The sequence below is a fragment of the Acinetobacter sp. YZS-X1-1 genome (assembly GCF_000804305.1).
GTDB classification, from domain to species: domain Bacteria; phylum Pseudomonadota; class Gammaproteobacteria; order Pseudomonadales; family Moraxellaceae; genus Acinetobacter; species Acinetobacter variabilis.
Map to the genome: position 1 here is coordinate 1 of NZ_JWHB01000035.1, position 22148 is coordinate 22148.

Here is a 22148-nt window from a genome sequence, read left to right on the forward strand (position 1 = left end):
TTTTAAGCTAAAAGTGTCAACACACCCTAATTAATTCAGGATTTTCATATCCTGATGATGAGGTCTTAAGAGACAAAGTATTTTTTCTATCTGGCAAAGGTAAAGCCAGACTCTTTGTACGCTTTGGCTCACATTAATCTCGGCCTTTTGCTGCTATCCAGAATACTGGAAGTTTCCTATGATGAACTCATCAGGAACAGGAAGTTCCGTAGAAGAATAACAATAGATCAGCACAAGGACAGTAAGGTACGACAGGAGTTATACCGAGCGAACCCATACGAAAAACCCCGGCAGGATGCTGGGGTTATTCTTTTAGAATTTAAATTAAATTTCATCCTTTAGATATGAAAATATGTGACATACATCACATTAAAAAATCCATTTTCTTATATATTTTGCCACTTGCTTAATTTTATGAGATTAATGATTAATCTTATATTTCAATTATTTAAATAACATCAAATTACATTAGTAAACATAAGTACACACAAAAAAACATCAATATCTCCATTTTATGTCAACATTTTTGCCAAGTGTACTGAGTAGTACACTATTTTTAATACAAGGAAATTTATATGAAATTAGTTCAATTAACTTTTGCCGGGGTAGCGTTAATTGCCGCATCACAAACTTTTGCTGCTAAAGAAGTAGCACAAACAGCTCCTGCTGCAACTGAAACAGCTGCATCTGAAATTCAAGCTGTTGAAGCACCTGCAAGTGAAGCTCCAGCATCAGAAGCTCAAGCCACTGAAGCACAATAATATGACAGGATTTATATTTCTCTGCGTGAGGGATATAAATCCTTCTTAAAAAGCTAATACTATTAAAAGAATAATTTTCTTATCATTTCTATCTAATAATTAACTCATACGCCTTTCCCGAATTTAAGCCATAAAAAAAGACGGCTGAGCGTCCTTTTTTATCTATCCAGATCAGTCAAACAACCGATCAAAGAAAGATTTTTTCTTTGGAGAAGACTGGCTGCCCTCATCTTCCATGGTCGCTTGCAATTCTTTCAACAGTTCACGTTGACGCGCAGTCAGGTTCACCGGTGTTTCTACCACAACACGGCAAAGCAGATCACCTTGCATGGTTGAACGTACTGGTTTCACGCCCTTACCACGTAGGCGGAACAGTTTACCAGTTTGCGTACCTTCAGGAATTTTCAGGCTGACACGACCATCTAGTGTCGGAATCTGAACTTCTTTACCCAAAGCCGCATCCGCAATTGAAATCGGCACATCCATATACAGATCTGCGCCATCACGCTGGAAGATTTCGTGTTCACGTACTACGACTTCAACGTATAGATCACCTGATTGGCCATCACGGATCGCTTCACCTTTACCAGTCAAACGTACGCGGTCGCCATTGTCCACACCGGCTGGAATAGTAACTTCCAAAGTTTGCTGACGGTCAGATACACCTGAACCATGACATTTATTACATGGATTCTTAATGATCTTGCCCTGGCCACGACAGGTACTACAGGTTTGCTGTACCGAGAAGAAACCTTGCTGCATACGTACCTGGCCGGCACCATGACAGGTTGGACAGGTTTCAACATCGTTCGGATTTTTAGAACCTTTACCATCACAGGCGTCACATGGTGCTGGTGCAGTAAAAGTAATGGTTTTCTTAACGCCTTTGACTGCTTCTTCAAGCGTCAATTCCATCACATAGCGTAAGTCTGAACCACGGCGTTGACGTTGCTGGCCACGGCCTCCCCCACCAAAGGCTCCACCGAAAATATCCCCAAACTGGCTGAAAATATCTTCCGCACTGAAACCACCGAAGCCACCAGCACCACCGCCCATACCACCTTCAAAGGCTTGATGGCCCATACGGTCGTACATGCTGCGTTTTTCGCTGTCTGACAGAACTTCATACGCTTCTGAAGCTTCTTTAAACTTCTCTTCAGCTTCAGAATTGTCCGGGTTACGGTCTGGATGATATTTCATCGCCAACTTACGGTAGGCTTTTTTAATTTCATCATCACTAGCGGTTTTAGAGACGCCCAAAACCTCATAATAATCACGTTTAGCCATATCTGGCGATGCTCCTCACGGAATTCTATTTAATATTGACTGTGGTCTAAAATTGGGGTTAAACCCAGCTTTACAAGGGGAATTCTGAAAAAAATTGAAAGCTTAGAATACGGCTTTGTTTTGAGAAAATTTGAAGATACCTTTGAACCAGGCATTAATGAGGAAAATAATAGCAATAAAGCTGAATACCACACCTGCGACTGTGCAGGCTTTCACCCAAAGCTGGCTATCCCAGGCAAAGAAAAATAATGGAATGAACCAAAGCGCTGCAAAAATGGCGAGTACCGAATAAATTACAATATTGCGCATGATCCAGAGTGCCTGTGCCTGCAGCCAGACTTCAGCATAATCGATCTGGGTAATTTTACGTGCATACCAATAGGCGAATATGCCGCTCACCACTGTAAATAAGGCAAAAAACATGAAGACATAAGCCATCGCCACGGAACGTCGCATCTTGATGAGTGTGTCTTGAGTCATGTTTAATCAACCTTAGTGTACGGCCCAGCACAAGCGAGTTCCGCAGCAGTATGTCTTTTTTGAATTATTAAAAAATCAGGTACTACTATATTGAAATTTTCAATATTTCGCACCTGAAATTATGACAAATTTAAACAGAATTTAAACTTTTTTCACTTTAAACCATTGTGCATATAAGGCTGGCAGGAAAAACAGTGTTAATAGCGTTGCAACAATTAATCCTCCCATAATGGCAACCGCCATTGGTCCGAAGAAAATGCTTCTGGATAAAGGAATCATGGCCAGAACGGCAGCCAGTGCAGTCAGGACAATCGGACGGCAACGGCGCACTGTGGCATTGATAATGGCATTCCATTGCGATTCACCTGCCTGAATATCCTGTTCAATCTGGTCAATGAGAATCAATGAGTTACGCATGATCATGCCTGACAAAGCAATTGTGCCCAGCATGGCAACAAAACCAAAAGGTTTATTGAAAATTAACAGGAATAAGACCACGCCAATAATGCCCAATGGCGCCGTCAGGAAGACAATAAAGGCACGTGAAATACTTCTAAGCTGAATCATCAGCAAAGTCATCACCACTGCCAGGAACAATGGCATACCCGCATTCACTGAATTCTGCCCTCGCGCAGATTCTTCGACTGTTCCACCTACTTCAATCAGATAGCCACTTGGCATTTCTGCTCTGAGCTGCTCAAGTTGATCTTTCAACTCATTCACCACGGTTGCCGGTTGCAGTTGCGTCCGGATATCGGCCCGTACGGTAATGGTCGGTAAGCGATTCCGATGCCAGATCAGTCCTTCTTCAAAGCTATATTCGATCTTGGCAATCTGGGCCAAAGGAACTGAACTCCCATTTGTAGTTGGTACGGCCAGGCTATTCAGTGAACCGACATCGACACGTTCAGCTTGATCACCCCGTAAACGGATTTCAATCAGTTCACGTTTTTCACGGTATTGATCAATCGCAGTTCCAGAAATTGAACTATTTAGAAAACTGGCCAAATCGCTACTGCTCACGCCAAGCTGACGGGCGCGGTCCTGATCGATATCCAGTTTAATCACTTTACTTGGCTCGCCCCAGTCCAGATGCACATTAGTAGTATTCGGATTATCTCCGACCATTGCTGCAACTTTCTGTGCCCATTGACGGACTAATCCCAGGTCTTCACCCGATACTCGGAACTGTAATGGATAGCCAACGGGTGGGCCATTTTCCAGCAGAGATACGCGGGTACGGGCTTCTGGTAACAGCACCCGAATCTGGTCGCTTAAGGATTTACGGATTTCATTGCGGTCTTCAAGTGATGAAGCCAATACCACAAACTGGGCAAAGCTGGCTTGCGGCAATTGCTGATCTAGAGGTAAATAAAAACGTGGTGAACCGGTACCGACATAGACCACATAATTATCAATTCCCTCCTGTTTGGACAGGAAGTTTTCAACTTTTTTTACTGCCGCTTCAGTTGCTTTTAATGAAGCACCCTCTTCCAGTTTCAGATCTACCAGAATTTCGGCACGGTTCGATGGCGGGAAGAATTGTTTAGGCACCAGATTAAACATCAAAATGGATAGCACAAAAATCCCGACAGTCGTCACGATGACCGTTTTACGGTAGGTGACACAGATATTCACCCAACGGCGAAAGCCCTGATAGAACTTGGTTTGATAAGGATCATGATGTTCACCAGCATGATGTACCAGCGGCTCTGGTTCAGGACGTTTGCTTAAACGCGCCCAGAGACGTTGATACCATGGCGCTCTCTGCACCAGATCCTTGTTAAAATCTGGCAGAAGTTTGTCACCTAAATAAGGTACAAACAGGACGGCTGCTATCCAAGATACTAATAGTGCCAGCGTCACCACCTGGAAAATCGAGCGGGTATATTCCCCAGTACTGGATGCTGCTGTCGCGATTGGCAGGAAACCGGCAGCAGTAATCAGGGTTCCGGTCAGCATTGGAAAAGCAGTCGTCCGCCAGGCATGACCGGCCGCCTGTAAGCGGCTAAAACCCTGCTCCATTTTGATTGCCATCATTTCTATGGCAATGATCGCGTCATCGACCAGAAGGCCAAGTGCCAGAATCAGGGCACCTAGAGAAATCTTATGCAGACCAACATCAAACAGTTGCATCCCGGCAAAGGTCATCGCCAATACTAACGGAATCGAGAAAGCCACCACCAAACCAGTACGGAACCCGAGTGAGAAAAAACTCACCAAGAGAACAATAATCACGGCCTCGGCCAGAACTTTCATAAATTCATTAATACTGCGTTTCACTGCTACCGGCTGATCTGAAACTTTTTGCAGATCCATTCCTAAAGGCAAAGTTTTCTGCAAACGGGCAAATTCCTGTTCCAGATTTTTACCCAAGGCAATGATGTCACCGCCTTTACGCATCGATACGGCAATACCGATGCCATTTTCGCCCATAAAACGCATACGCGGTTGTGCCGGATCGGTAAAGCCACGATAAACCTCCGCCACATCACCAAGCTGGATAGTCTTGCCATTCACCAGTAAAGGCAGTTGCTGCAGTTCTTCGACATTATTCAGCGCACCACTGACCCGAACCTGAATCCGGTCAGAACCGGTTTCAAAAAAGCCCGCCTGAGTCATGGCATTTTGCTGCTGCAGTGCCTGCTGAATGGCAGTGACCGGAATACCGAGCTGGGTAGCTTTGGTGTTGGAGATTTCGATCCAGATTTTCTGGTCTTGAAGTCCAATCAGTTCAACTTTGGCAACATCCTTGACCCGTTGCAATTGTAACTGCAAACGGTCGGCATATTCTTTAAGCGTGGCATAATCGAAGTCATTACCCTTGATGACATAGATGTTACCAAAGGTATCACCAAACTCATCATTGAAGAATGGACCTTGTACGCCTTGCGGCAATTCATGCCGAATATCATTGATTTTCTTACGGACGTTATACCAGACATCCGCGACATCCTTGGAAGCCAAAGAGTCCTTGGCAATAAAAGTCACCATGGATTCCCCCGGACGGGAATAGGCCATGATCCGGTCATACTGTCCGGTAGTCATCAACTCTTTTTCAATCCGGTCGGTGACCTGTAAGGACACCTCCTTGGCACTGGCACCCGGCCAATAGGTCTGGATTACCATCACCTTAAAGGTAAACGGCGGGTCCTCACTTTGTGACAGTTTGGAATAGGACACGATACCCACCAAACCGAGCAGGATCATGAAATACAGTACCAGACCTTTATTTTTTAAGGCCCATTCAGACAGGTTAAAGTTCATGTTTAACTCCCTGCCTGAATTTTCACACTACGGTTTTCACGGTCAATCGGATTGATTTTTTGCTGATCACGCAGAAGATGCACCCCACCAATTACCACATAATCATCAGCCTTTAACCCACTGAGGACTGGCACAGAATCACGGCCATAAGCACCCAGCTGCACCGGCACTTTGCGGATAGTATGATCCGGCTTGACTACCATCACATAGGCCTGCTGATCGGTCGCTGAAACGCTGGATAAAGGAACGCTAAGGATATTGTCCTGACTATTCTGAAAGAACACCCGGGCACTCTGACCGAGCTGAATCTGGCTATTACCTTCGCGTAAAGCCACTTTCACCCGGAAGGTACGCGATTGATCTGCTGCAGGTGAAATCTCACGAACAAAGGCAGCAAATTTTTCATTCGGTTTGGACCATAAAGTCACCCAGGCTGGCTGACCGGTTTTAATTTCGGAAATTGCCTGTTCAGGAACCCCAATCACGACTTCACGCTCACCGGCAATTGCCAGTTCAAAGGCGGCCTGCCCTGCTGCAACGACCTGACCAATTTCGATATTGCGTGCAGTAATTACTCCATTTTTATTGGCAATGAGCTGGTTATAAGCGGTCTGGTTTTTGGCCGTATCATAATTAGACTGGGCCTGTTTCAGATTTGACGCGGCTGCCTTATATTGATTTTCAATCGCATCATATTGCGAGCGGCTCACAGCATTGGTCGGTAACAGCTGCTTGAAACGCTGTAATTCATCCTGAGCAATTTTACTGGCCGATTGAGCACTTTCCAGCTGGGCACGTGCTGCATTTAATTGAAGTTGAGCATCTTTCACATCTAGGGTCGCCAAGACCTGCCCCACTTTTACCTGATCGCCCACATCGACAAAGCGCTGGGTGACCTGCCCGCCTACCCGGAATGCTAGTGCCGTTTGCTGACGTGCCTGGACATCACCGGCATAGCTTTTCAATTCCTGATGTGAAGTTTTCGGTGTGGTCACCATGACAAATGGAACTTCCTGTTCTGCTGCAGCGCTGTCCTTGCTACATCCTGAGAAAGCCATACTGCATAGGACGATCATGCCAGCCAGTGCGCTCTGTATCGTGCTCATTATTGTTCGCTCTTATCTAATCATCATTTTTAGGGCAAAATAGGTAGATATATAAATTGCTTATTTTTTAATTAATATACCACTCGGTACACTAATTAGGATTCTGCAGTTAAAACAATGACCATATTGAATTTTTTTGGATGAAATTGTGCAAATACCGGTTGGACGACCCAAGGATCTGGAGAAACGCCAGCGTATTCTGAACGCAGCGAAACAGCTGTTTTTACAGCATGGTTATCATGGTTCCAGCATGAACCAGATTGCGCTGAAAGCCGGTGTGACCAAACTCACTGTCTATAATCATTTTCAGGATAAGGCCACGCTGTTTAGCTGTGCAGTTGAAGAAACCTGTGAGGCAATTCTGCAGGAATCTCCTAAAGTTCTGCAGCCTGATAGCGATTTTCAGCAGGAGCTATATCAGATCTGTTTACGCTCTTTCAATATTGCCAATCTGCCGGAAGCTCTCAAACTGGACCTGCTCATCATGCAACTGGCCTATGAAAAAAATCCATTGGCGGAACGTTTTTATACGGCCTCACATATCAAGCTGAATCAGGCCTGGCATGATTTCTTTGAGCAGGCGCAGCAACATCAATTTATCCAGACTGATGATCCGCAGCATCAGACCGAACTGATGGTGTCCTTACTGTTAGGTATGCGGCATCACAAAGTCTTACTAAGCTTAAGCCCGTTACCTGACATGCAACAACGCCATCAGATCATTCAACAGGCCATCGAGATCTTTATGCTGAAATATGCGATTTCCCGTTAAATTTCTTCTATCTGGCCTGATCCTTGCAACAGCGTAAGGACTAAAATTCATCCAATTATCAACAAATGATATTCAACTTTTGTCTGCAAAAGACTTGGATTGTCATGCAGTCGGGGTATAGTCAAAGGAAGAATCGGAGGGATATAAAAAATGGTTCAACAGATTGATGCACCTCTACGCGAAGACGTACGTTTACTGGGTAATCTACTGGGAGAAACCCTGAAGTTACATGCGGGGCAAGATTTGTTTAATCAGGTCGAGCAAATTCGGGCCTTATCGAAAGGCGCTCGCGATGGACAGGTTGAAGCAGAAAAACAGCTGGAACAATTATTCCTGACTTTAGAAGATCATGAAATCCTGCCATTGACCCGTGCCTTCACTCATTTCTTAAACTTTGCCAATATTGCCGAACAGTACCATGTGGTACGTCGTCGCCGTCAAAGCGAATTTGAGGAAACTACAGAATCTCCAAATCCTCTGGTGCCTTTATTTGAGAAATTCAAACAGCAAGAAATTTCTGCAGAAACCTTATATCAGCAAATCTGTGAATTAAAGATTGAACTGGTACTGACCGCACATCCAACAGAAGTCAGCCGACGCACCCTGATCCAGAAATATGATGGCATCAATAATGCCCTGTCCAAATTTGACCAGCAGAAACTGACCCCGCGTGAACGTCAGGCAGTCTTGGCTGACTTAAAACAGCTCATCAGTTCTGCCTGGCAAACTGATGAAATCCGTCAACATCGCCCAACCCCGGTGGATGAAGCCAAATGGGGCTTTACGACAATTGAACAGACCCTCTGGAATGCTGTACCTAAATTCATTCGTGAACTGAACGGCATGGTTGAGGAGCAATGCGGACAGACCCTACCACTGGATGTTGCTCCGGTACGTTTCGCTTCCTGGATGGGTGGCGACCGGGATGGCAACCCGAATGTGACACATAATGTGACTCAGGAAGTATTGTGGTTGTCGCGCTGGAAAGCAGCTGATCTGTATCTGCGTGATATTGAAAACCTGCGCTGGGAACTTTCTATTCAGCAATGCAGTGATGAAATTACACAGGCGTTAGGCCATCAACATCCTGAACCGTACCGTGAATATTTACGCGATATCCGTGAACGTCTAAAAATCACCCGTGCCTGGCTGGCTGAAAAACTGCATGGCAAAGATGCGGATGATAGCCGGGTGATTAAAAGTAAAGATGAGTTATTAAAACCTTTACTGACCTGTTATCGCTCATTGATGGCGTGCAATTTAGCAGAACTTGCCAATAGCAGTCTGCTGGACCTGATTTACCGGGTAAACTGTTTCGGAATTGAACTGCTCAAACTGGATATCCGTCAGGAATCTGGTCGTCATCGTCAGGCCATTTCAGCCATTACTGAATATCTGGGTCTGGGTAATTTTGAAACCTGGACTGAACAGGCCCGTCAAAACTTCTTGCTGCAGGAACTGCAAAGTAAACGTCCTTTACTACCTAAACACCTGAATGAACCAGCGGGTAGCCTGATTGAACATCCAGATGTGCAGGAAGTGTTTACCACTATGCGCACGCTGGCTGAACAGCCAAGTGAATCTCTGGGTGCCTATATTATTTCCATGGCCGAATACCCAAGTGATGTGCTGGCTGTCTTGCTGCTGCAAAAAGAAGCCGGAATTAAACAGCCTTTACGGGTAGTACCTTTATTTGAAACCTTAAAAGATCTCGACGGCGCTGCTGACACCATGTCGACACTCTTTAATATGCATTGGTACAAACAGCATATTCAGGGCAAGCATGAAGTCATGATTGGTTATTCGGATTCGGCCAAAGATGCCGGCTTTATGTCAGCCAACTGGGCACAGTACCGTGCGCAGGAAGAATTGACCGCAGTTGCTAAACAGCATGGTATCCAGCTAACCCTGTTCCATGGACGTGGCGGCTCGATCAGCCGTGGTGGTGCACCAACCCAGCAAGCGCTGTTCTCACAACCGCCGGGTTCGATTTCAGGCGCCATCCGGGTGACTGAACAGGGTGAGATGATTCGCTTTAAATTTGGTCTGGAAGAAATCGCGCTACAAAATCTAGAAATTTATACTGCAGCGACTTTGGAAGCGACTTTATTACCGCCACCCGAACCGAAACCGGAATGGCGTGATCTGATGCATAAAATGACCGATCTGTCGGTACAGGTCTATCGTCAGACAGTACGTGAAAATCCACATTTCGTGAAATACCTGCGTACCGTGACTCCAGAACTGGAATTACAAATGTTGCCGCTTGGTTCACGTCCTGCTAAACGTAAGGTCAGCGGCGGGATTGAATCCTTGCGTGCTATTCCCTGGGTCTTTGCCTGGACTCAAATTCGTTTGATGTTACCGGCTTGGCTGGGTACAGGTGCCGCATTAAATGAGGTACTGGATCAAGGGCAACGTACAATTCTGGATGAGATGCTAACCGAATGGCCTTATTTCCAGACCCTGATTGATATGCTGGAAATGGTACTCTCCAAAGCAGACAGCAATGTCGCGCTCTATTACGAATCGCATCTGACTCAGGATGAAGACCTGAAAGAGCTCGGCACGGAACTACGTCAACGCTTGCAGGATGCTATTCAGACCCTACTCACTTTAAAAGGTGAATCAAAACTGCTCAGTAGTAATGGCGTCTTAGACCAGTCTATGACGGTGCGTAAACCTTATCTGTTACCGCTCCATTTACTGCAAGCCGAACTGATGAAACGTCGTCGGTTATATCTGGAACAGCAGCAGGCTGAACACACTCCGGTCGATCATGCCCTGATGGTGAGTATTGCCGGGATCGCAGCTGGTTTACGAAATACCGGTTGATTTTTTTCTCTTCCATTTAAAGCACATCTACACGATGTGCTTTTTTATTGATCAGTCAATAGCCAAAAAAAGCTTTATTTATATATCAAATTAAAATTACTTATAGAAGTTGAATATGAATTTTCCGGGAATTAATCCACTGATTTAACTTTAGTTTTGATTTAAAAAACTTTTACCGCACGGTAAAATATCAAATAAAGTCATAGAATTAATTTGAACAAAAATTTTGTTTCAGTGATTAAATCTTCTAAAAAACAAGAGTATGATGTGCACAATTTATCTTTTGAGTGCTCATTTTATGTCCAATTGGTTTCCCAAGTGGCGTCCTTATGAGGGTAGTATCGATGCACGACCAGTAGGTACCGCAGAGTATTTACCGCCTGCCCAGACCCTGATCTTGGGGGTACAACATGCCTTTGCCATGTTCGGTGCGACGGTACTGGCGCCATTTCTAATGGGTTTTGATCCCAATCTGGCCATTTTAATGTCGGGGATCTGTACCATCCTGTTCTTCCTGATCACGGGTGGTCGTGTACCAAGTTATCTGGGTTCAAGCTTTGCGTTCATTGGGGTAGTGATTGCGGCAACCGGTTATGCAGGTGCTGGCGGACTGAATCCAAATATTGGTGTCGCCGCTGGCGGGATTATTGCCTGTGGTGTGCTTTATGCCTTAATGGGTGTTCTGGTGATGGCAACGGGAACCCGCTGGATTGAAAAACTGATGCCGCCTGTCGTGACCGGTGCGGTGGTGATGATTATTGGTCTGAACCTGGCCCCTGTGACCGTGAAAAACGTCATGGGTAATACCTTTAATATGTGGATGTCACTGGTGACCGTACTGTGTATGGGTTCCATTGCAGTGTTTACCAAAGGTCTGGTACAGCGTTTATTGCTCTTGATCGGTTTATTGCTGGCTTACTTCATTTACTACATTTTAAGTAATGTGATGGGCTATGGTACTGCAATTGATTTTGCGCCAATTCAGCAAGCTGGCTGGTTTGGTGTTCCGAGCTTTCATGCGCCTGTATTTGATACCAATGCCATGCTGATCATTGCGCCTATTGCCCTGATTCTGATTGCAGAAAACTTGGGACATATTAAAGCCGTAGGTGCCATGACCGGTGAAAATCTGGATCCGCATATTGGTAAAGCCTTTGTAGCGGATGGTATTGCGACTACCCTGGCAGGTGGTGTGGGCGCACCGGGTATGACCACCTATGGTGAAAATATTGGTGTGATGGCCGTTACCCGTGTCTATTCAACGATTATCTTTGCTGTTGCGGGTGTATTTGCGGTATTCCTCGGTTTATCACCGAAATTTGGTGCGATTATTCATACCATTCCAACGGCGATTTTAACCGGCGCCTCTATTGTAGTCTTTGGTTTGATTACTATTGCCGGTGCGAAAATCTGGATCGAAAATAAAGTCGATTTTTCACAGAACAAAAACCTGATGGTGGCAGCAGTGACCATTATTTTGGGTACAGGTGACTTTGCTCTAACCTTTGGTAACTTTAACCTCGGTGGAATTGGTACAGCGACCTTTGCTGCGTTATTCCTGAACTGGTTCTTTAGCCTGGTCGATAAAAAATAATTCGAAGACTTAAATTTTCAAGCAGCCTCCGGGCTGCTTTTTTTATATCGCAAGAATTGTTTAAATAGGCCTGATCTTTTATATGAGCATCCTGCAGATGCGTCTGGATTTTTTTGATTTACGTCTTTTTCTCAATATAGTCGACACAGGTAGTCTGACCAAAGGTGCTGAACGCTCTGCCATTTCCTTACAGGCAGCCAGTGAGCGGATTAAAAAGCTGGAACAGCAATATCAGGTCAGTCTGTTCAGCCGCCATTCTGCTGGGGTAAAAATGACTTTTGCAGGTCAGGTTTTTGCTGAGCATGCCCAAGCCCTGTTGCAACAGGGACAACAATTGTCTCAAGCCATGGCCGGCTTTAGTGAAGGACTCCATTCTAATATCAGCTTATGGTGTAACTCTTCAGCACAAAGTGAGTACCTTCCCCTATTATTACCACAATATCTGGTAAATAACCCAAATATCCAGATCGACCTCAAAGAAGCTGAAAGCAATGACATTATTGCGGCTTTGGTGAGTGGCACTGCCAAGCTAGGACTTATTTCCAGTTTTTTTCCTGCGCCACAATTACAGACCCTGGAATTTTCAGATGATCCTTTGGTGCTGACCTGCCCTGAACAGCATGATTTAGCAGCTAATCAGGCATTAACATTAGCAGACTGTCTAAATTATCCCTTTGTTGGCTTGATGCAATATCACTCTCTGCAGCAGTCGATTGAAACCCAGGCTCGCTTGCTGAGCTGTGAAATTCAATACCGCTTACGCTTACCAAATTTTTCCGCCATTGCCCAGGTTGTGGCCAATGGTGTAGGTATCGCGATCATGCCAGAACGTGCTGCACAACGTTTGTCGAAGCTCTATGCATTTCAGCAAATCCAACTGACAGGAGATTGGGCCAACCGCAAGTTATTGTTAGCTGCAAAGAACTTTGATGAACTAAGTACGGCCTATCAGCACTTTAGCCAGTTCCTCATTTCTTCGGATGTACAAAAAATCCTGAATTAAATCCAGCCGAATTGATGCAGCATCATATAGCTGCCTAAGGCGATCAGGCCGATAAAAAATACTGTCCGGAATTTCTGTTCAGGGATACGGAAACGGATTTTTTTGCCGAACCACATCCCGATCAAGGCCGGAATCAGTGCAATCGCCGACATGGCATAATCAATCGGCATATCTTCCACCGGGTTTCGGTGCAGAAAAACTGCCAAACACACCGTCGAGGTGGTAAATACCAATCCTAAAGCCTGAACCAGATCATCACGTTTTAAATGCAGGGTTTGCAAATAAGGCACGACTGGAATCACGACTACCCCAGTCGCCACGGTCAAGGCACCCCCGAGATATCCCATAATCGGAGAAAGCCACTTTTCATGCTGGCTTAAATCTGGCATCCGTTTTGCCAGTAAACCATATAGGCCATATAGAGCAAGCATCCCGCCTAGTAAGGCTTCACTATGAAATTCAGAATGGCCTAAAGTCGGGAAAATACTCCAGACCGAACCCACAATAATGCCTGCCAGCAGAAGCCAGAAACGGCGAATCAGTTTCAGCACATGACCTTCGGCAAAGAGTTGCCAGAAATTGGTCAGCATCGAAGGCACAATCAGTAAGGTTGCTGCCTGGAATGGGCTCATAAATATGGTCAGCAAACCCATGGACACCGCAGGCAAACCTAATCCAATGGTGCCTTTAATCAGACCAGCCAGAGCAAAAATAACAATAACAAAAGCAGTCATCTGATGACCCTAAATTGATTTAAGCCCATACTATAGAAATCACGAATAGAGTAAAATCAGGGTTTTAAGAAGGAAGCCTCAAGTAAATCTTGAGGCTTCAGATAGACGTGCTGAAACTCATCAGATTCATCAGCAAAAATCGGATATGAAAATTATTTAAGGACGGAACTCTTTCAGTTCACGCTGAATAAAATACTGGAACATTTCCCGGTATAGATGTTCAATAAACGCCTGATCCACACCTTGCTGTTGTGCCAAGGCTTTGACATTTTCCACGATCTGTTCCATACGCTCCGGTGATTGCAGATCAGTTTCAGTTTTTTTAAAACGAGTAGTTTGATCAACATAAAATTGACGCGCAGCGATCAGCTCGACTAAAGCTGTATCAATGGCATCGATCTGTTGACGTGCATGTTGTAATGATTCAGCTTTGATTTTTTCCATGTTTATTCAGTCACTTTCAGTTTAGTTATCACTCTTATACTTTTCTTCTAACACATTACTGAAAATACTTTCAATCATCCAGACACGATATAAGCTATTAAATGTATAACTTTGCCCATCAATACGCAGTTCTAGGACCGGTAAATTCGGCTGGGACTTCATTTCACATAAGGTGTCATTTTCCTGCAATTTGGCCAGAACATCTTTCTGAGTCAGTTCAGTAATATTCAGTTCCTGCTGCATACGCTTGAAATGCGCTGTATAAGACAGATCATAACCACGAGTCCAGACCGCTTCCAGAATCTGGTACATGACTTCAATCCGCTGCTCTTCCGGACAGCTATAAAACAATTGCGCCATCGGCATCACGGCCTGCTCGGTTGGCCGGCAGAATGGGGTAAATTTGACTTCAGTTCGCTTGGATAAACGCGTCGCCAGACTCCAGTCAAACCAGTCGCGTCCCTGATAAGACAGCGGATAGACATTCAACTGGATATTATAAAAATCAGCCAGCTCTTCCTTGATATAAGCCAGCAACAACCAGGAAATCGGATCTTCCAGAGCGATATACAGATCTAGCTCCGGGTCCATGGACTGGATTTCATTCAGCTCTTCGGCATCACTGATTAGATGCTCGCGCCATTCAATATGATTGATCAGGAAAATCGGGTTGCCGGTCAGTAATCTCTGCTGTTTCAGGCGACGGGTCAGACGTAACAAGTCATCTACCGCCTGATACTGGCGTCCGCCAAACTGGAAATAGCTGGCCAGAATCGGACTATGCTCAAAAATTCGTTCCGGAAAATTCTGCGGCGCATGATGACGGCTAGCCATCGCATATAAGGTGCGCAATTTTCCGTTCTGTTTTTGCCAGAGCATATGGAATACATCTTCTAGCAAATATAGAAAATCCTGTCCGCGTAACGGTGTATTTCTCAGGATAGTTTCTGCCTGCTTTAAGGCGTCAACTGTCGGTAATTCTGGGGTCTCATGAAAGCTGAAACGATGCTGTTTAGATAAAATTTTGGCATCATTCAGGCAATAGTGCTGCCATTCATCAAAAGACATTTGATTAGGCGGTTCAGCCCGCTGATCTGAAATGATGACTTTGAGTGGCTTCAGTTCCGGACTGAGAATTTCTTCTAGTTGCGGTAACTGTTGTACCGCCAGATAACTATAAACATCATCCAATCTTAAATGGATGCTCAAGCCATCTTCAATAGATAACACCGTTTGACGAACTGGTTTCTGGTAAAACCAACTCGATCGGATTGGATCAAACCAACGGCGTAGCAGGGACATGAGAGGTGCCTCGAAAAGATTTTGTCATGCCAGCCCTTGCCAGCAGGATCGTTTTATTCAACATCCTATTATGAGGATGTTTATGACCTGATATAAGTCTTGTGCAAAACTTATATCAAGTCAGCAACAAATGTTCAATGTTTTCTAGGACTTTAGATTTCAAGATTTAGGTCAGTCACGGCCCCGGTCTCCGCCCCAGAGGTTAGTTTGGCGAATTTCGCCAGTGCCCCGTGAGTGTAATTCGGTTTCGGTTTCACCCAGGCCGCCTGACGTGCAGCAAGCTCTTCATCCGAAATATGCCAAGTCATTTCACGGGTTTCCGCATTAATGGAAATTTCATCGCCATTTTGCACCAGACCAATCGGGCCACCCTCATAGGCTTCCGGTGTGACATGACCAATCACAAAACCATGACTTCCACCTGAGAAACGGCCATCAGTAATCAGTGCGACTGAATCCCCCAGACCTTTACCAATAATGGCAGAAGTCGGTTTCAGCATTTCCGGCATACCCGGCCCACCTTTAGGCCCGACACCGCGAATGACAACTACTTCACCTGGTTGAACTTCGCCATCCAGAATCCCGCGCATCGCGCCCTGTTCGCCTTCAAACACCCGTGCCGGTCCTTTGAAATATAGACCTTCCTTACCAGTAATTTTGGCGACTGCACCATTCGGTGACAGGTTGCCTTTCATAATGATCAGATGCGAATCTTTTTTCACCGGTTTGTCGAATGGCAAGATAATCTGCTGACCTTCTGGATAATCTTCTACATCGGCCAGGTTTTCTGCCAGTGTTTTTCCAGTCACAGTCAGGCAGGAACCATCTAGCATGCCAGCATCCAGCATGCGTTTCATCAATGGCTGGATTCCACCAATAGCAATCAGTTCTGACATCAGGTATTTACCGGATGGGCGGACATCGGCCACGACAGGAATTTCTTTTCCAATTCGTACAAAGTCATCGAGGCTTAGCTCCACACCCGCCGTATGTGCCATTGCCAAAAGATGTAGCACCCCATTGGTTGATCCACCCAATGCAATCAATACTTTAATTGAATTTTCAAAAGCCGCTTTGGTCATGATGTCACGTGGCTTGATGTCCAGACGGAGCAGATTCATCACTGCTTCACCAGCACGGGCACAATCGATCTGTTTGTCTTCAGACACCGCTTCCTGTGCTGATGAACCCGGTAGGCTCATACCGAGGGCTTCAATCGCAGAGGCCATGGAGTTCGCGGTGTACATCCCGCCACAAGAACCTGGGCCCGGCAACGACACTTCTTCAATGTGTTTCACCTGAATCGCATTAATTTCGCCTTTGGCATGCTGACCGACCGCTTCAAATACAGAAATCATGTCAGTATGGCCTTCACCCGGCTTGATGGTACCGCCATAAATAAACAGACCCGGACGGTTTAAGCGTGCCAAGCCCATGATGCAGCCCGGCATGTTTTTGTCACAACCGCCAATGGCAATCACGCCATCATAGGCCTGACAACCAACTACTGCTTCAATCGAATCGGCAATAATTTCCCGCGACAGCAAGGAGTATTTCATCCCTTCAGTCCCATTGGAAATCCCATCAGAAATAGTGATGGTATTGAAGATAATGCCCTTACCACCGGCAGCATTCACGCCCTGCTCGACTGTACGTGCCAGGCCATCAATATGCATATTGCAAGGGGTCACATTGGCCCAGGTTGACGCGATCCCGATAAACGGACGAGTAAAGTCTTCATCCTGAAAACCGGTGGCACGCATCATGGAACGGGCCGGTGCATTTTCGATGCCCTCATAGACGGGAGCAGAATGTTCTCGGATATTGTCTTTACTCATTTTATTCGTCCTGGATGTAATTCTTGTGAAGCCTAAAAGCTGTCTAGGTTTTATTTGATTGTATAGAAAGCGATCTTTAGATAAAAGTAAGACTCTGTGTATCTGATTCAGTTATTTGAGGTAGTGCAATTATCAAAAATAAAAAAAGCACCCCTCTGGAGTGCTTTTTTGCGCTATAAAGATTTACAGCTTAGATTTCACGAACTGCACCTTTTGCAGCGCTTGTGGTATGCATTGCATAGGCCTTTAATGCTTTAGAAATCTTACGTGGACGGTCTTCCACTGGATGCCATCCTTTTTCATCCTGTGCTGCACGACGAGCGGCCATAGTCGCATCATCCACAGCTAGGTGAATGGTACGGTTTGGAATATCGATTTCGATACGGTCGCCATCTTCAACCAGACCAATCGCACCACCTTCAGCAGCTTCTGGAGAAACGTGACCAATCGACAGGCCTGAAGAACCACCAGAGAAACGACCATCAGTCAGAAGTGCACACTCTTTACCGAGACCTTTTGATTTCAGGTAGCTGGTTGGGTATAGCATTTCCTGCATACCAGGGCCACCACGTGGACCTTCGTAACGAATGACGACTACATCACCTGCTGTGATTTTGCCACCCAGAATCGCATCTACAGCAGAATCCTGGCTTTCAAATACACGTGCAGTCCCATTAAATTTCAGGATCGATTCATCTACACCAGCCGTTTTTACGATACAGCCATCGAGTGCGATATTACCATAAAGCACAGCCAGACCACCGTCTTTAGAGAAGGCATGTTCTGCATTACGGATCACACCATTTTCACGGTCGCCGTCCAGACGTGAGTAGTAACGATCTTGTGAGAATGCAGTCTGAGTCGGTACACCACCTGGTGCTGATTTAAAGAATTTATACACTTCTTCATCTTCAGTACGGATGATGTCCCACTTGTCCAAAGCATCTTTTAATGTTGCTTCGTGAACTGTACCGACAGAGGTATCTAACAGGCCTGCACGATCCAGTTCGCCGAGAATCGACATAATACCGCCGGCACGGTGTACATCTTCCATATGCACGTCATTCTTCGCAGGAGCAACTTTACAAAGCACTGGTACTTTACGAGACAGACGGTCGATGTCATCCATGGTGAAGTCCACACCCGCTTCGTTTGCAGCAGCCAATAAATGCAGAACAGTATTGGTTGAACCGCCCATTGCGATGTCCAAAGTCATGGCATTTTCGTACGATGCTTTGGTCACCATTGAACGTGGCAATACGCTGTAATCGTCCTGTTCATAATGGCGTTTTGCCAGTTCAACAATGAGAGAACCTGCACGTTCGAACAGTTTTTTACGGTTCGCATGAGTTGCCAAAGTTGAACCGTTACCTGGAAGTGACAGACCCAATGCTTCAGTCAAGCAGTTCATTGAGTTCGCAGTGAACATTCCTGAACATGAACCACAGGTTGGGCATGCAGAACGTTCATATTCAGCAACTTCTTCGTCAGTATAGTTATCATCTGCAGCGACGATCATCGCATCGATCAGGTCGATGGCTTTGTCATTACCACGGATTTTTACTTTACCCGCTTCCATTGGACCGCCAGACACGAAGACCACTGGAATGTTCAGACGCATTGCTGCCATCAGCATCCCCGGAGTGATCTTGTCACAGTTCGAGATACACACCATGGCATCGGCACAGTGTGCGCTGACCATATATTCTACCGAGTCAGCAATCAGGTCACGTGAAGGCAGTGAATACAACATACCATCATGACCCATCGCGATGCCGTCATCTACAGCAATGGTATTGAATTCTTTTGCTACACCGCCTGCCTGTTCAATCTGACGTGCCACGAGCTGGCCTAGATCTTTAAGGTGAACATGACCCGGTACAAACTGGGTGAATGAGTTCACCACGGCAATAATCGGTTTACCGAAGTCTTCATCCTTCATCCCAGTTGCGCGCCATAAGCCACGCGCACCCGCCATGTTTCTTCCGTGTGTCGATGTTTTTGAACGATAGTCAGGCATTTTATATTTCCAACAAAGTTTGAGCTTGAAATGAACCGAAAAAAGTTCACTCTGGCTAGATCATACTGACAATGAGCTTAAATCAGTCAAATGTTAGACCTATCATACTACAAGCCATTGTTTTACAAGATGACCTATTCGTTGTAGATGCAGACAAAAATGTCTATAGAGAGGTCTCGGTGAGCTGACAATAAAAATCTCTTAATAAAGCTACTATACCGCCATCATGGATTGGACAATACAAAACTTTCATGAATAATTTTTAGAATTTGCATGAGTTTTTTTTATATAAAATTTAATTAAAAGTGGGAATCTATAATCGCTGTAACAGTTAAGTGCATTGTAGATTAGGCGGCCATTTGGCTTTTAGCTTATAATAGCTGCCAAGTTTATTTGGAATTTCATGTGTGAAAATCATATTTGCAGGCACACCAGAATTTGCAGCAACTGCATTGGCTGCGCTTCTCAAAACCGATCATGAAATTGTGGCGGTCTATACTCAGCCGGACCGTAAAGCCGGTCGTGGTCAGAAACTTACCGCTTCTGCTGTGAAACAGCTGGCGCTTGAACATGACATTCCGGTATATCAGCCACTTCATTTCAAGTCTTCAACTGAAGAAGGTCTTGCTGCTCAGGCTGAGTTAAAAGCCTTGAATGCTGATGTGATGGTCGTAGCTGCCTATGGTCTGATTTTGCCACAAGTGGTTCTGGATACGCCTAAATATGGTTGCCTGAATATTCATGGTTCACTGCTGCCACGCTGGCGCGGTGCTGCGCCGATCCAACGTGCAATTGCAACGGGTGATCACGAAACTGGCGTGACCATCATGAAAATGGCTGCCGGGCTGGATACCGGTGACATGATGTATAAAACCTTATGTCCTATCACTGCAGAAGATACTTCAGCCAGCCTGCACGATAAACTGGCTGCTCAAGGTGCGGAAGCAATTGTAGCGGTACTGGAATCTGAAGAAAAATTACAACAGTATTTAGCCGCACGGGAAGTGCAGGACGAAGAACTTACCGTCTATGCTCATAAGCTATCTAAAGCAGAAGCCCGAATTGACTGGAGCTGTACTGCCTCTAATATTGACCGTAATATCCGTGCCTTTAATCCTTGGCCGGTGGCTTTTATCCCTCTGGATGAAAATAACAACCTGCGGGTTTGGGGTTCGGTACTCTCAGAAAAAAATGCACACTGTCATGCCGTTGGCACGATTCTGGCGATTGATAAACAGGGTGTGCATGTAGCCTGTGGTGATGAAAAAGCAGTGTGTCTCACTTCACTGCAATGGCCGGGCGGCAAACCGCTCAATCCGGTACAAATTAACCAGACCCAAAAATTACATGTAGGACAATTATTGCCATGAGTCATTCTGAATCAGGCACATCTCACCTTAACTTGCGTGCCCAAGTGATTCGTACCTTACTTGCTGTACAGCAAGGACAATCTCTGGCTAGCATTTTGCCGCTGCATTTAAAGAAAGTGGCTGACCGTGACCGTGCCCTGTTCCATGAACTGGTGTTGGGTACTTTACGTCAATGGTATGCACTTAAAAGTATTACCTTGCCTCTGCTAGTGAAGCCTTTAAATAATGACACGGTCGAAACCTGTCTCTATGTCGGCCTATACCAGTTACTGGAAACCCGAATCGCGCCACACGCTGCCATTTCTGAAACCGTGACTGCCGTAAAGCAACTCGGCTATCAGGCTTTAAGTGGCGTAGTGAATGCCATCCTGCGCCGTGTTTCACGTGAAACATCGGAATTTCAGGCAGTACTGGATCAGGCTCATGGCCTGCCAAGTTGGCTCTTTAAACGCCTGAAAAAAGACTGGACAGAACAGCTCACTGAACTAAGTCATGAGTTAAAGCAGATTGCTCCACTGACCTTGCGCGTAAATGAACGTCAGGTTAGCCGCGAGGACTATTTGGAAATTCTGGAAGAGCACGAAATTCCTGCCCACGCCTGTACGATTTCCAAGGTCGGGATTATTCTCGATGCCAATGTACAAGTACCTGATTTACCTGGTTTTGATATCGGTGGTTTTTCGGTACAGGATGAACATGCCCAGCTCTGCGCTACCTTATTGCCAAATCTGGATGACAAGTATGTTATTGATGCCTGTGCAGCACCGGGTGGTAAAACGGCGCATATTCTAGAAAAATATCAGCCGCGTAAACTGATTGCACTGGATCAGGATGCCAAGCGTTTAACACGTGTCACTGAAAATCTTGAACGTCTGTTACTAGAAAGCGATCATGTTGAAATTAAGGCTGTAGATGCCATTACCTGGCAGGCACCGGAACAGCCGGACTGTATCGTGCTGGATGCGCCATGTTCAGCCATCGGTGTAATGCGTCGCCATCCAGATATTCGTTTACTGCGTCATTCAACTGATATCACCCAGACGGTAGAGCTGCAAAAGCAGATTCTGGAAAATATGTGGCAGCAACTCAAAGTCGGTGGTACCCTGCTCTATATCACCTGTTCAATTCTCAAAGCAGAAAATGAACAGCAGATGGTCGAATTCTTTAGCAAACATCCCGAGGCTAAAGAAATTAAAATTGAGGCCGATTGGGGCATTGAACAGATCCATGGTCGTCAGCTGCTACCTAAAACCGGTCAAGGCGATGGCTTTTTCTATTGCCGGATTGAAAAGACTGCTTAAATGATATTGCTAAAATAAAAGGTAGCTTCGGCTG

The 22148-nt window shown here is 45.5% G+C and carries 16 protein-coding genes; 7 read left to right on the plus strand and 9 right to left on the minus strand.

What is annotated here, in order from left to right; genetic code table 11:
* Positions 1–575: 575 nt before the first annotated feature.
* The gene (locus RJ01_RS14045; protein ID WP_034171546.1) at positions 576–761 is read left to right on the plus strand and encodes a hypothetical protein; all 186 of its coding nucleotides are present in this window, start codon (positions 576–578) and stop codon (positions 759–761) included.
* 171 nt (positions 762–932) lie between these two features.
* On the opposite strand, the gene dnaJ is transcribed toward RJ01_RS14045, so the two are convergent.
* The 4 genes from dnaJ to RJ01_RS14065 all read right to left on the minus strand — a co-directional run bounded on the left by dnaJ (position 933) and on the right by RJ01_RS14065 (position 6901).
* Entirely contained in the window at positions 933–2048 is a 1116-nt protein-coding gene (dnaJ, locus tag RJ01_RS14050) for a molecular chaperone DnaJ (RefSeq protein ID WP_034171547.1), read from the minus strand.
* Positions 2049–2150: 102 nt separating this feature from the next.
* Complete coding sequence (locus RJ01_RS14055; RefSeq protein WP_004780421.1) at positions 2151–2528, minus strand: hypothetical protein; 378 nt, start codon at positions 2526–2528, stop codon at positions 2151–2153.
* A gap of 141 nt (positions 2529–2669) precedes the next feature.
* A complete protein-coding gene (locus tag RJ01_RS14060) occupies positions 2670–5795 on the minus strand; it encodes an efflux RND transporter permease subunit (protein WP_034171548.1) in 3126 nt (1041 codons plus the stop codon).
* 2 nt (positions 5796–5797) lie between these two features.
* On the minus strand, positions 5798–6901 hold the full coding sequence (locus RJ01_RS14065) for an efflux RND transporter periplasmic adaptor subunit (RefSeq protein WP_034171549.1): 1104 nt from the start codon (positions 6899–6901) through the stop codon (positions 5798–5800).
* Between the two features lie 148 nt (positions 6902–7049).
* Between RJ01_RS14065 and RJ01_RS14070 the strand changes: the two genes are divergently transcribed.
* The 4 genes from RJ01_RS14070 (at position 7050) to RJ01_RS14085 (ending at position 13105) form a co-directional block, all read left to right on the plus strand.
* Positions 7050–7673, plus strand: coding sequence for a TetR/AcrR family transcriptional regulator (locus tag RJ01_RS14070; RefSeq protein ID WP_005233185.1), 624 nt, complete (start codon positions 7050–7052; stop codon positions 7671–7673).
* 150 nt (positions 7674–7823) lie between these two features.
* Positions 7824–10508 (plus strand): phosphoenolpyruvate carboxylase, encoded by a 2685-nt coding sequence (gene ppc, locus RJ01_RS14075; protein WP_005233184.1) that lies wholly within the window; start codon positions 7824–7826, stop codon positions 10506–10508.
* 298 nt (positions 10509–10806) lie between these two features.
* The gene (locus tag RJ01_RS14080; RefSeq protein ID WP_005233183.1) at positions 10807–12102 is read left to right on the plus strand and encodes a solute carrier family 23 protein; all 1296 of its coding nucleotides are present in this window, start codon (positions 10807–10809) and stop codon (positions 12100–12102) included.
* Between the two features lie 97 nt (positions 12103–12199).
* Positions 12200–13105, plus strand: coding sequence for a LysR family transcriptional regulator (locus tag RJ01_RS14085; protein WP_034171561.1), 906 nt, complete (start codon positions 12200–12202; stop codon positions 13103–13105).
* Here RJ01_RS14085 and RJ01_RS14090 read toward each other — a convergent pair.
* The 5 genes from RJ01_RS14090 to ilvD (RJ01_RS14110) all read right to left on the minus strand — a co-directional run bounded on the left by RJ01_RS14090 (position 13102) and on the right by ilvD (RJ01_RS14110) (position 19443).
* A complete protein-coding gene (locus RJ01_RS14090; RefSeq protein ID WP_034171550.1) occupies positions 13102–13839 on the minus strand; it encodes a sulfite exporter TauE/SafE family protein in 738 nt (245 codons plus the stop codon). The two genes, RJ01_RS14085 and RJ01_RS14090, sit on opposite strands and share 4 nt — an antisense overlap.
* A gap of 156 nt (positions 13840–13995) precedes the next feature.
* Positions 13996–14283 (minus strand): chorismate mutase, encoded by a 288-nt coding sequence (locus RJ01_RS14095; protein ID WP_004780403.1) that lies wholly within the window; start codon positions 14281–14283, stop codon positions 13996–13998.
* 21 nt (positions 14284–14304) lie between these two features.
* The gene (locus RJ01_RS14100) at positions 14305–15585 is read right to left on the minus strand and encodes a hypothetical protein (RefSeq protein ID WP_034171551.1); all 1281 of its coding nucleotides are present in this window, start codon (positions 15583–15585) and stop codon (positions 14305–14307) included.
* 152 nt (positions 15586–15737) lie between these two features.
* Positions 15738–17423 (minus strand): dihydroxy-acid dehydratase, encoded by a 1686-nt coding sequence (gene ilvD, locus RJ01_RS14105; RefSeq protein ID WP_034171552.1) that lies wholly within the window; start codon positions 17421–17423, stop codon positions 15738–15740.
* Positions 17424–17613: 190 nt separating this feature from the next.
* Positions 17614–19443 (minus strand): dihydroxy-acid dehydratase, encoded by a 1830-nt coding sequence (gene ilvD, locus RJ01_RS14110; RefSeq protein WP_081402678.1) that lies wholly within the window; start codon positions 19441–19443, stop codon positions 17614–17616.
* A 407-nt stretch (positions 19444–19850) separates the two neighbouring features.
* Between ilvD (RJ01_RS14110) and fmt the strand changes: the two genes are divergently transcribed.
* Together fmt and rsmB are read left to right on the plus strand one after the other, a co-directional pair.
* The gene (gene fmt / locus RJ01_RS14115) at positions 19851–20813 is read left to right on the plus strand and encodes a methionyl-tRNA formyltransferase (RefSeq protein ID WP_034171554.1); all 963 of its coding nucleotides are present in this window, start codon (positions 19851–19853) and stop codon (positions 20811–20813) included.
* Complete coding sequence (gene rsmB / locus RJ01_RS14120) at positions 20810–22114, plus strand: 16S rRNA (cytosine(967)-C(5))-methyltransferase RsmB (RefSeq protein ID WP_034171555.1); 1305 nt, start codon at positions 20810–20812, stop codon at positions 22112–22114. Before fmt ends, rsmB begins: the two co-directional genes overlap by 4 nt.
* Positions 22115–22148 lie beyond the last annotated feature (34 nt).

Excerpts from the sequence above, each read along its gene's own strand:
- RJ01_RS14045 (WP_034171546.1), top strand. The coding sequence starts at position 576 with ATGAAATTAGTTCAATTAACTTTTGCCGGGGTAGCGTTAATTGCCGCA.
- dnaJ (WP_034171547.1), bottom strand. The coding sequence starts at position 2,048 with ATGGCTAAACGTGATTATTATGAGGTTTTGGGCGTCTCTAAAACCGCT.
- RJ01_RS14055 (WP_004780421.1), bottom strand. The coding sequence starts at position 2,528 with ATGACTCAAGACACACTCATCAAGATGCGACGTTCCGTGGCGATGGCT.
- RJ01_RS14060 (WP_034171548.1), bottom strand. The coding sequence starts at position 5,795 with ATGAACTTTAACCTGTCTGAATGGGCCTTAAAAAATAAAGGTCTGGTA.
- RJ01_RS14065 (WP_034171549.1), bottom strand. The coding sequence starts at position 6,901 with ATGAGCACGATACAGAGCGCACTGGCTGGCATGATCGTCCTATGCAGT.
- ppc (WP_005233184.1), top strand. The coding sequence starts at position 7,824 with ATGGTTCAACAGATTGATGCACCTCTACGCGAAGACGTACGTTTACTG.
- RJ01_RS14080 (WP_005233183.1), top strand. The coding sequence starts at position 10,807 with ATGTCCAATTGGTTTCCCAAGTGGCGTCCTTATGAGGGTAGTATCGAT.
- RJ01_RS14085 (WP_034171561.1), top strand. The coding sequence starts at position 12,200 with ATGCGTCTGGATTTTTTTGATTTACGTCTTTTTCTCAATATAGTCGAC.
- RJ01_RS14090 (WP_034171550.1), bottom strand. The coding sequence starts at position 13,839 with ATGACTGCTTTTGTTATTGTTATTTTTGCTCTGGCTGGTCTGATTAAA.
- RJ01_RS14095 (WP_004780403.1), bottom strand. The coding sequence starts at position 14,283 with ATGGAAAAAATCAAAGCTGAATCATTACAACATGCACGTCAACAGATC.
- RJ01_RS14100 (WP_034171551.1), bottom strand. The coding sequence starts at position 15,585 with ATGTCCCTGCTACGCCGTTGGTTTGATCCAATCCGATCGAGTTGGTTT.
- ilvD (WP_034171552.1), bottom strand. The coding sequence starts at position 17,423 with ATGAGTAAAGACAATATCCGAGAACATTCTGCTCCCGTCTATGAGGGC.
- ilvD (WP_081402678.1), bottom strand. The coding sequence starts at position 19,443 with ATGCCTGACTATCGTTCAAAAACATCGACACACGGAAGAAACATGGCG.
- rsmB (WP_034171555.1), top strand. The coding sequence starts at position 20,810 with ATGAGTCATTCTGAATCAGGCACATCTCACCTTAACTTGCGTGCCCAA.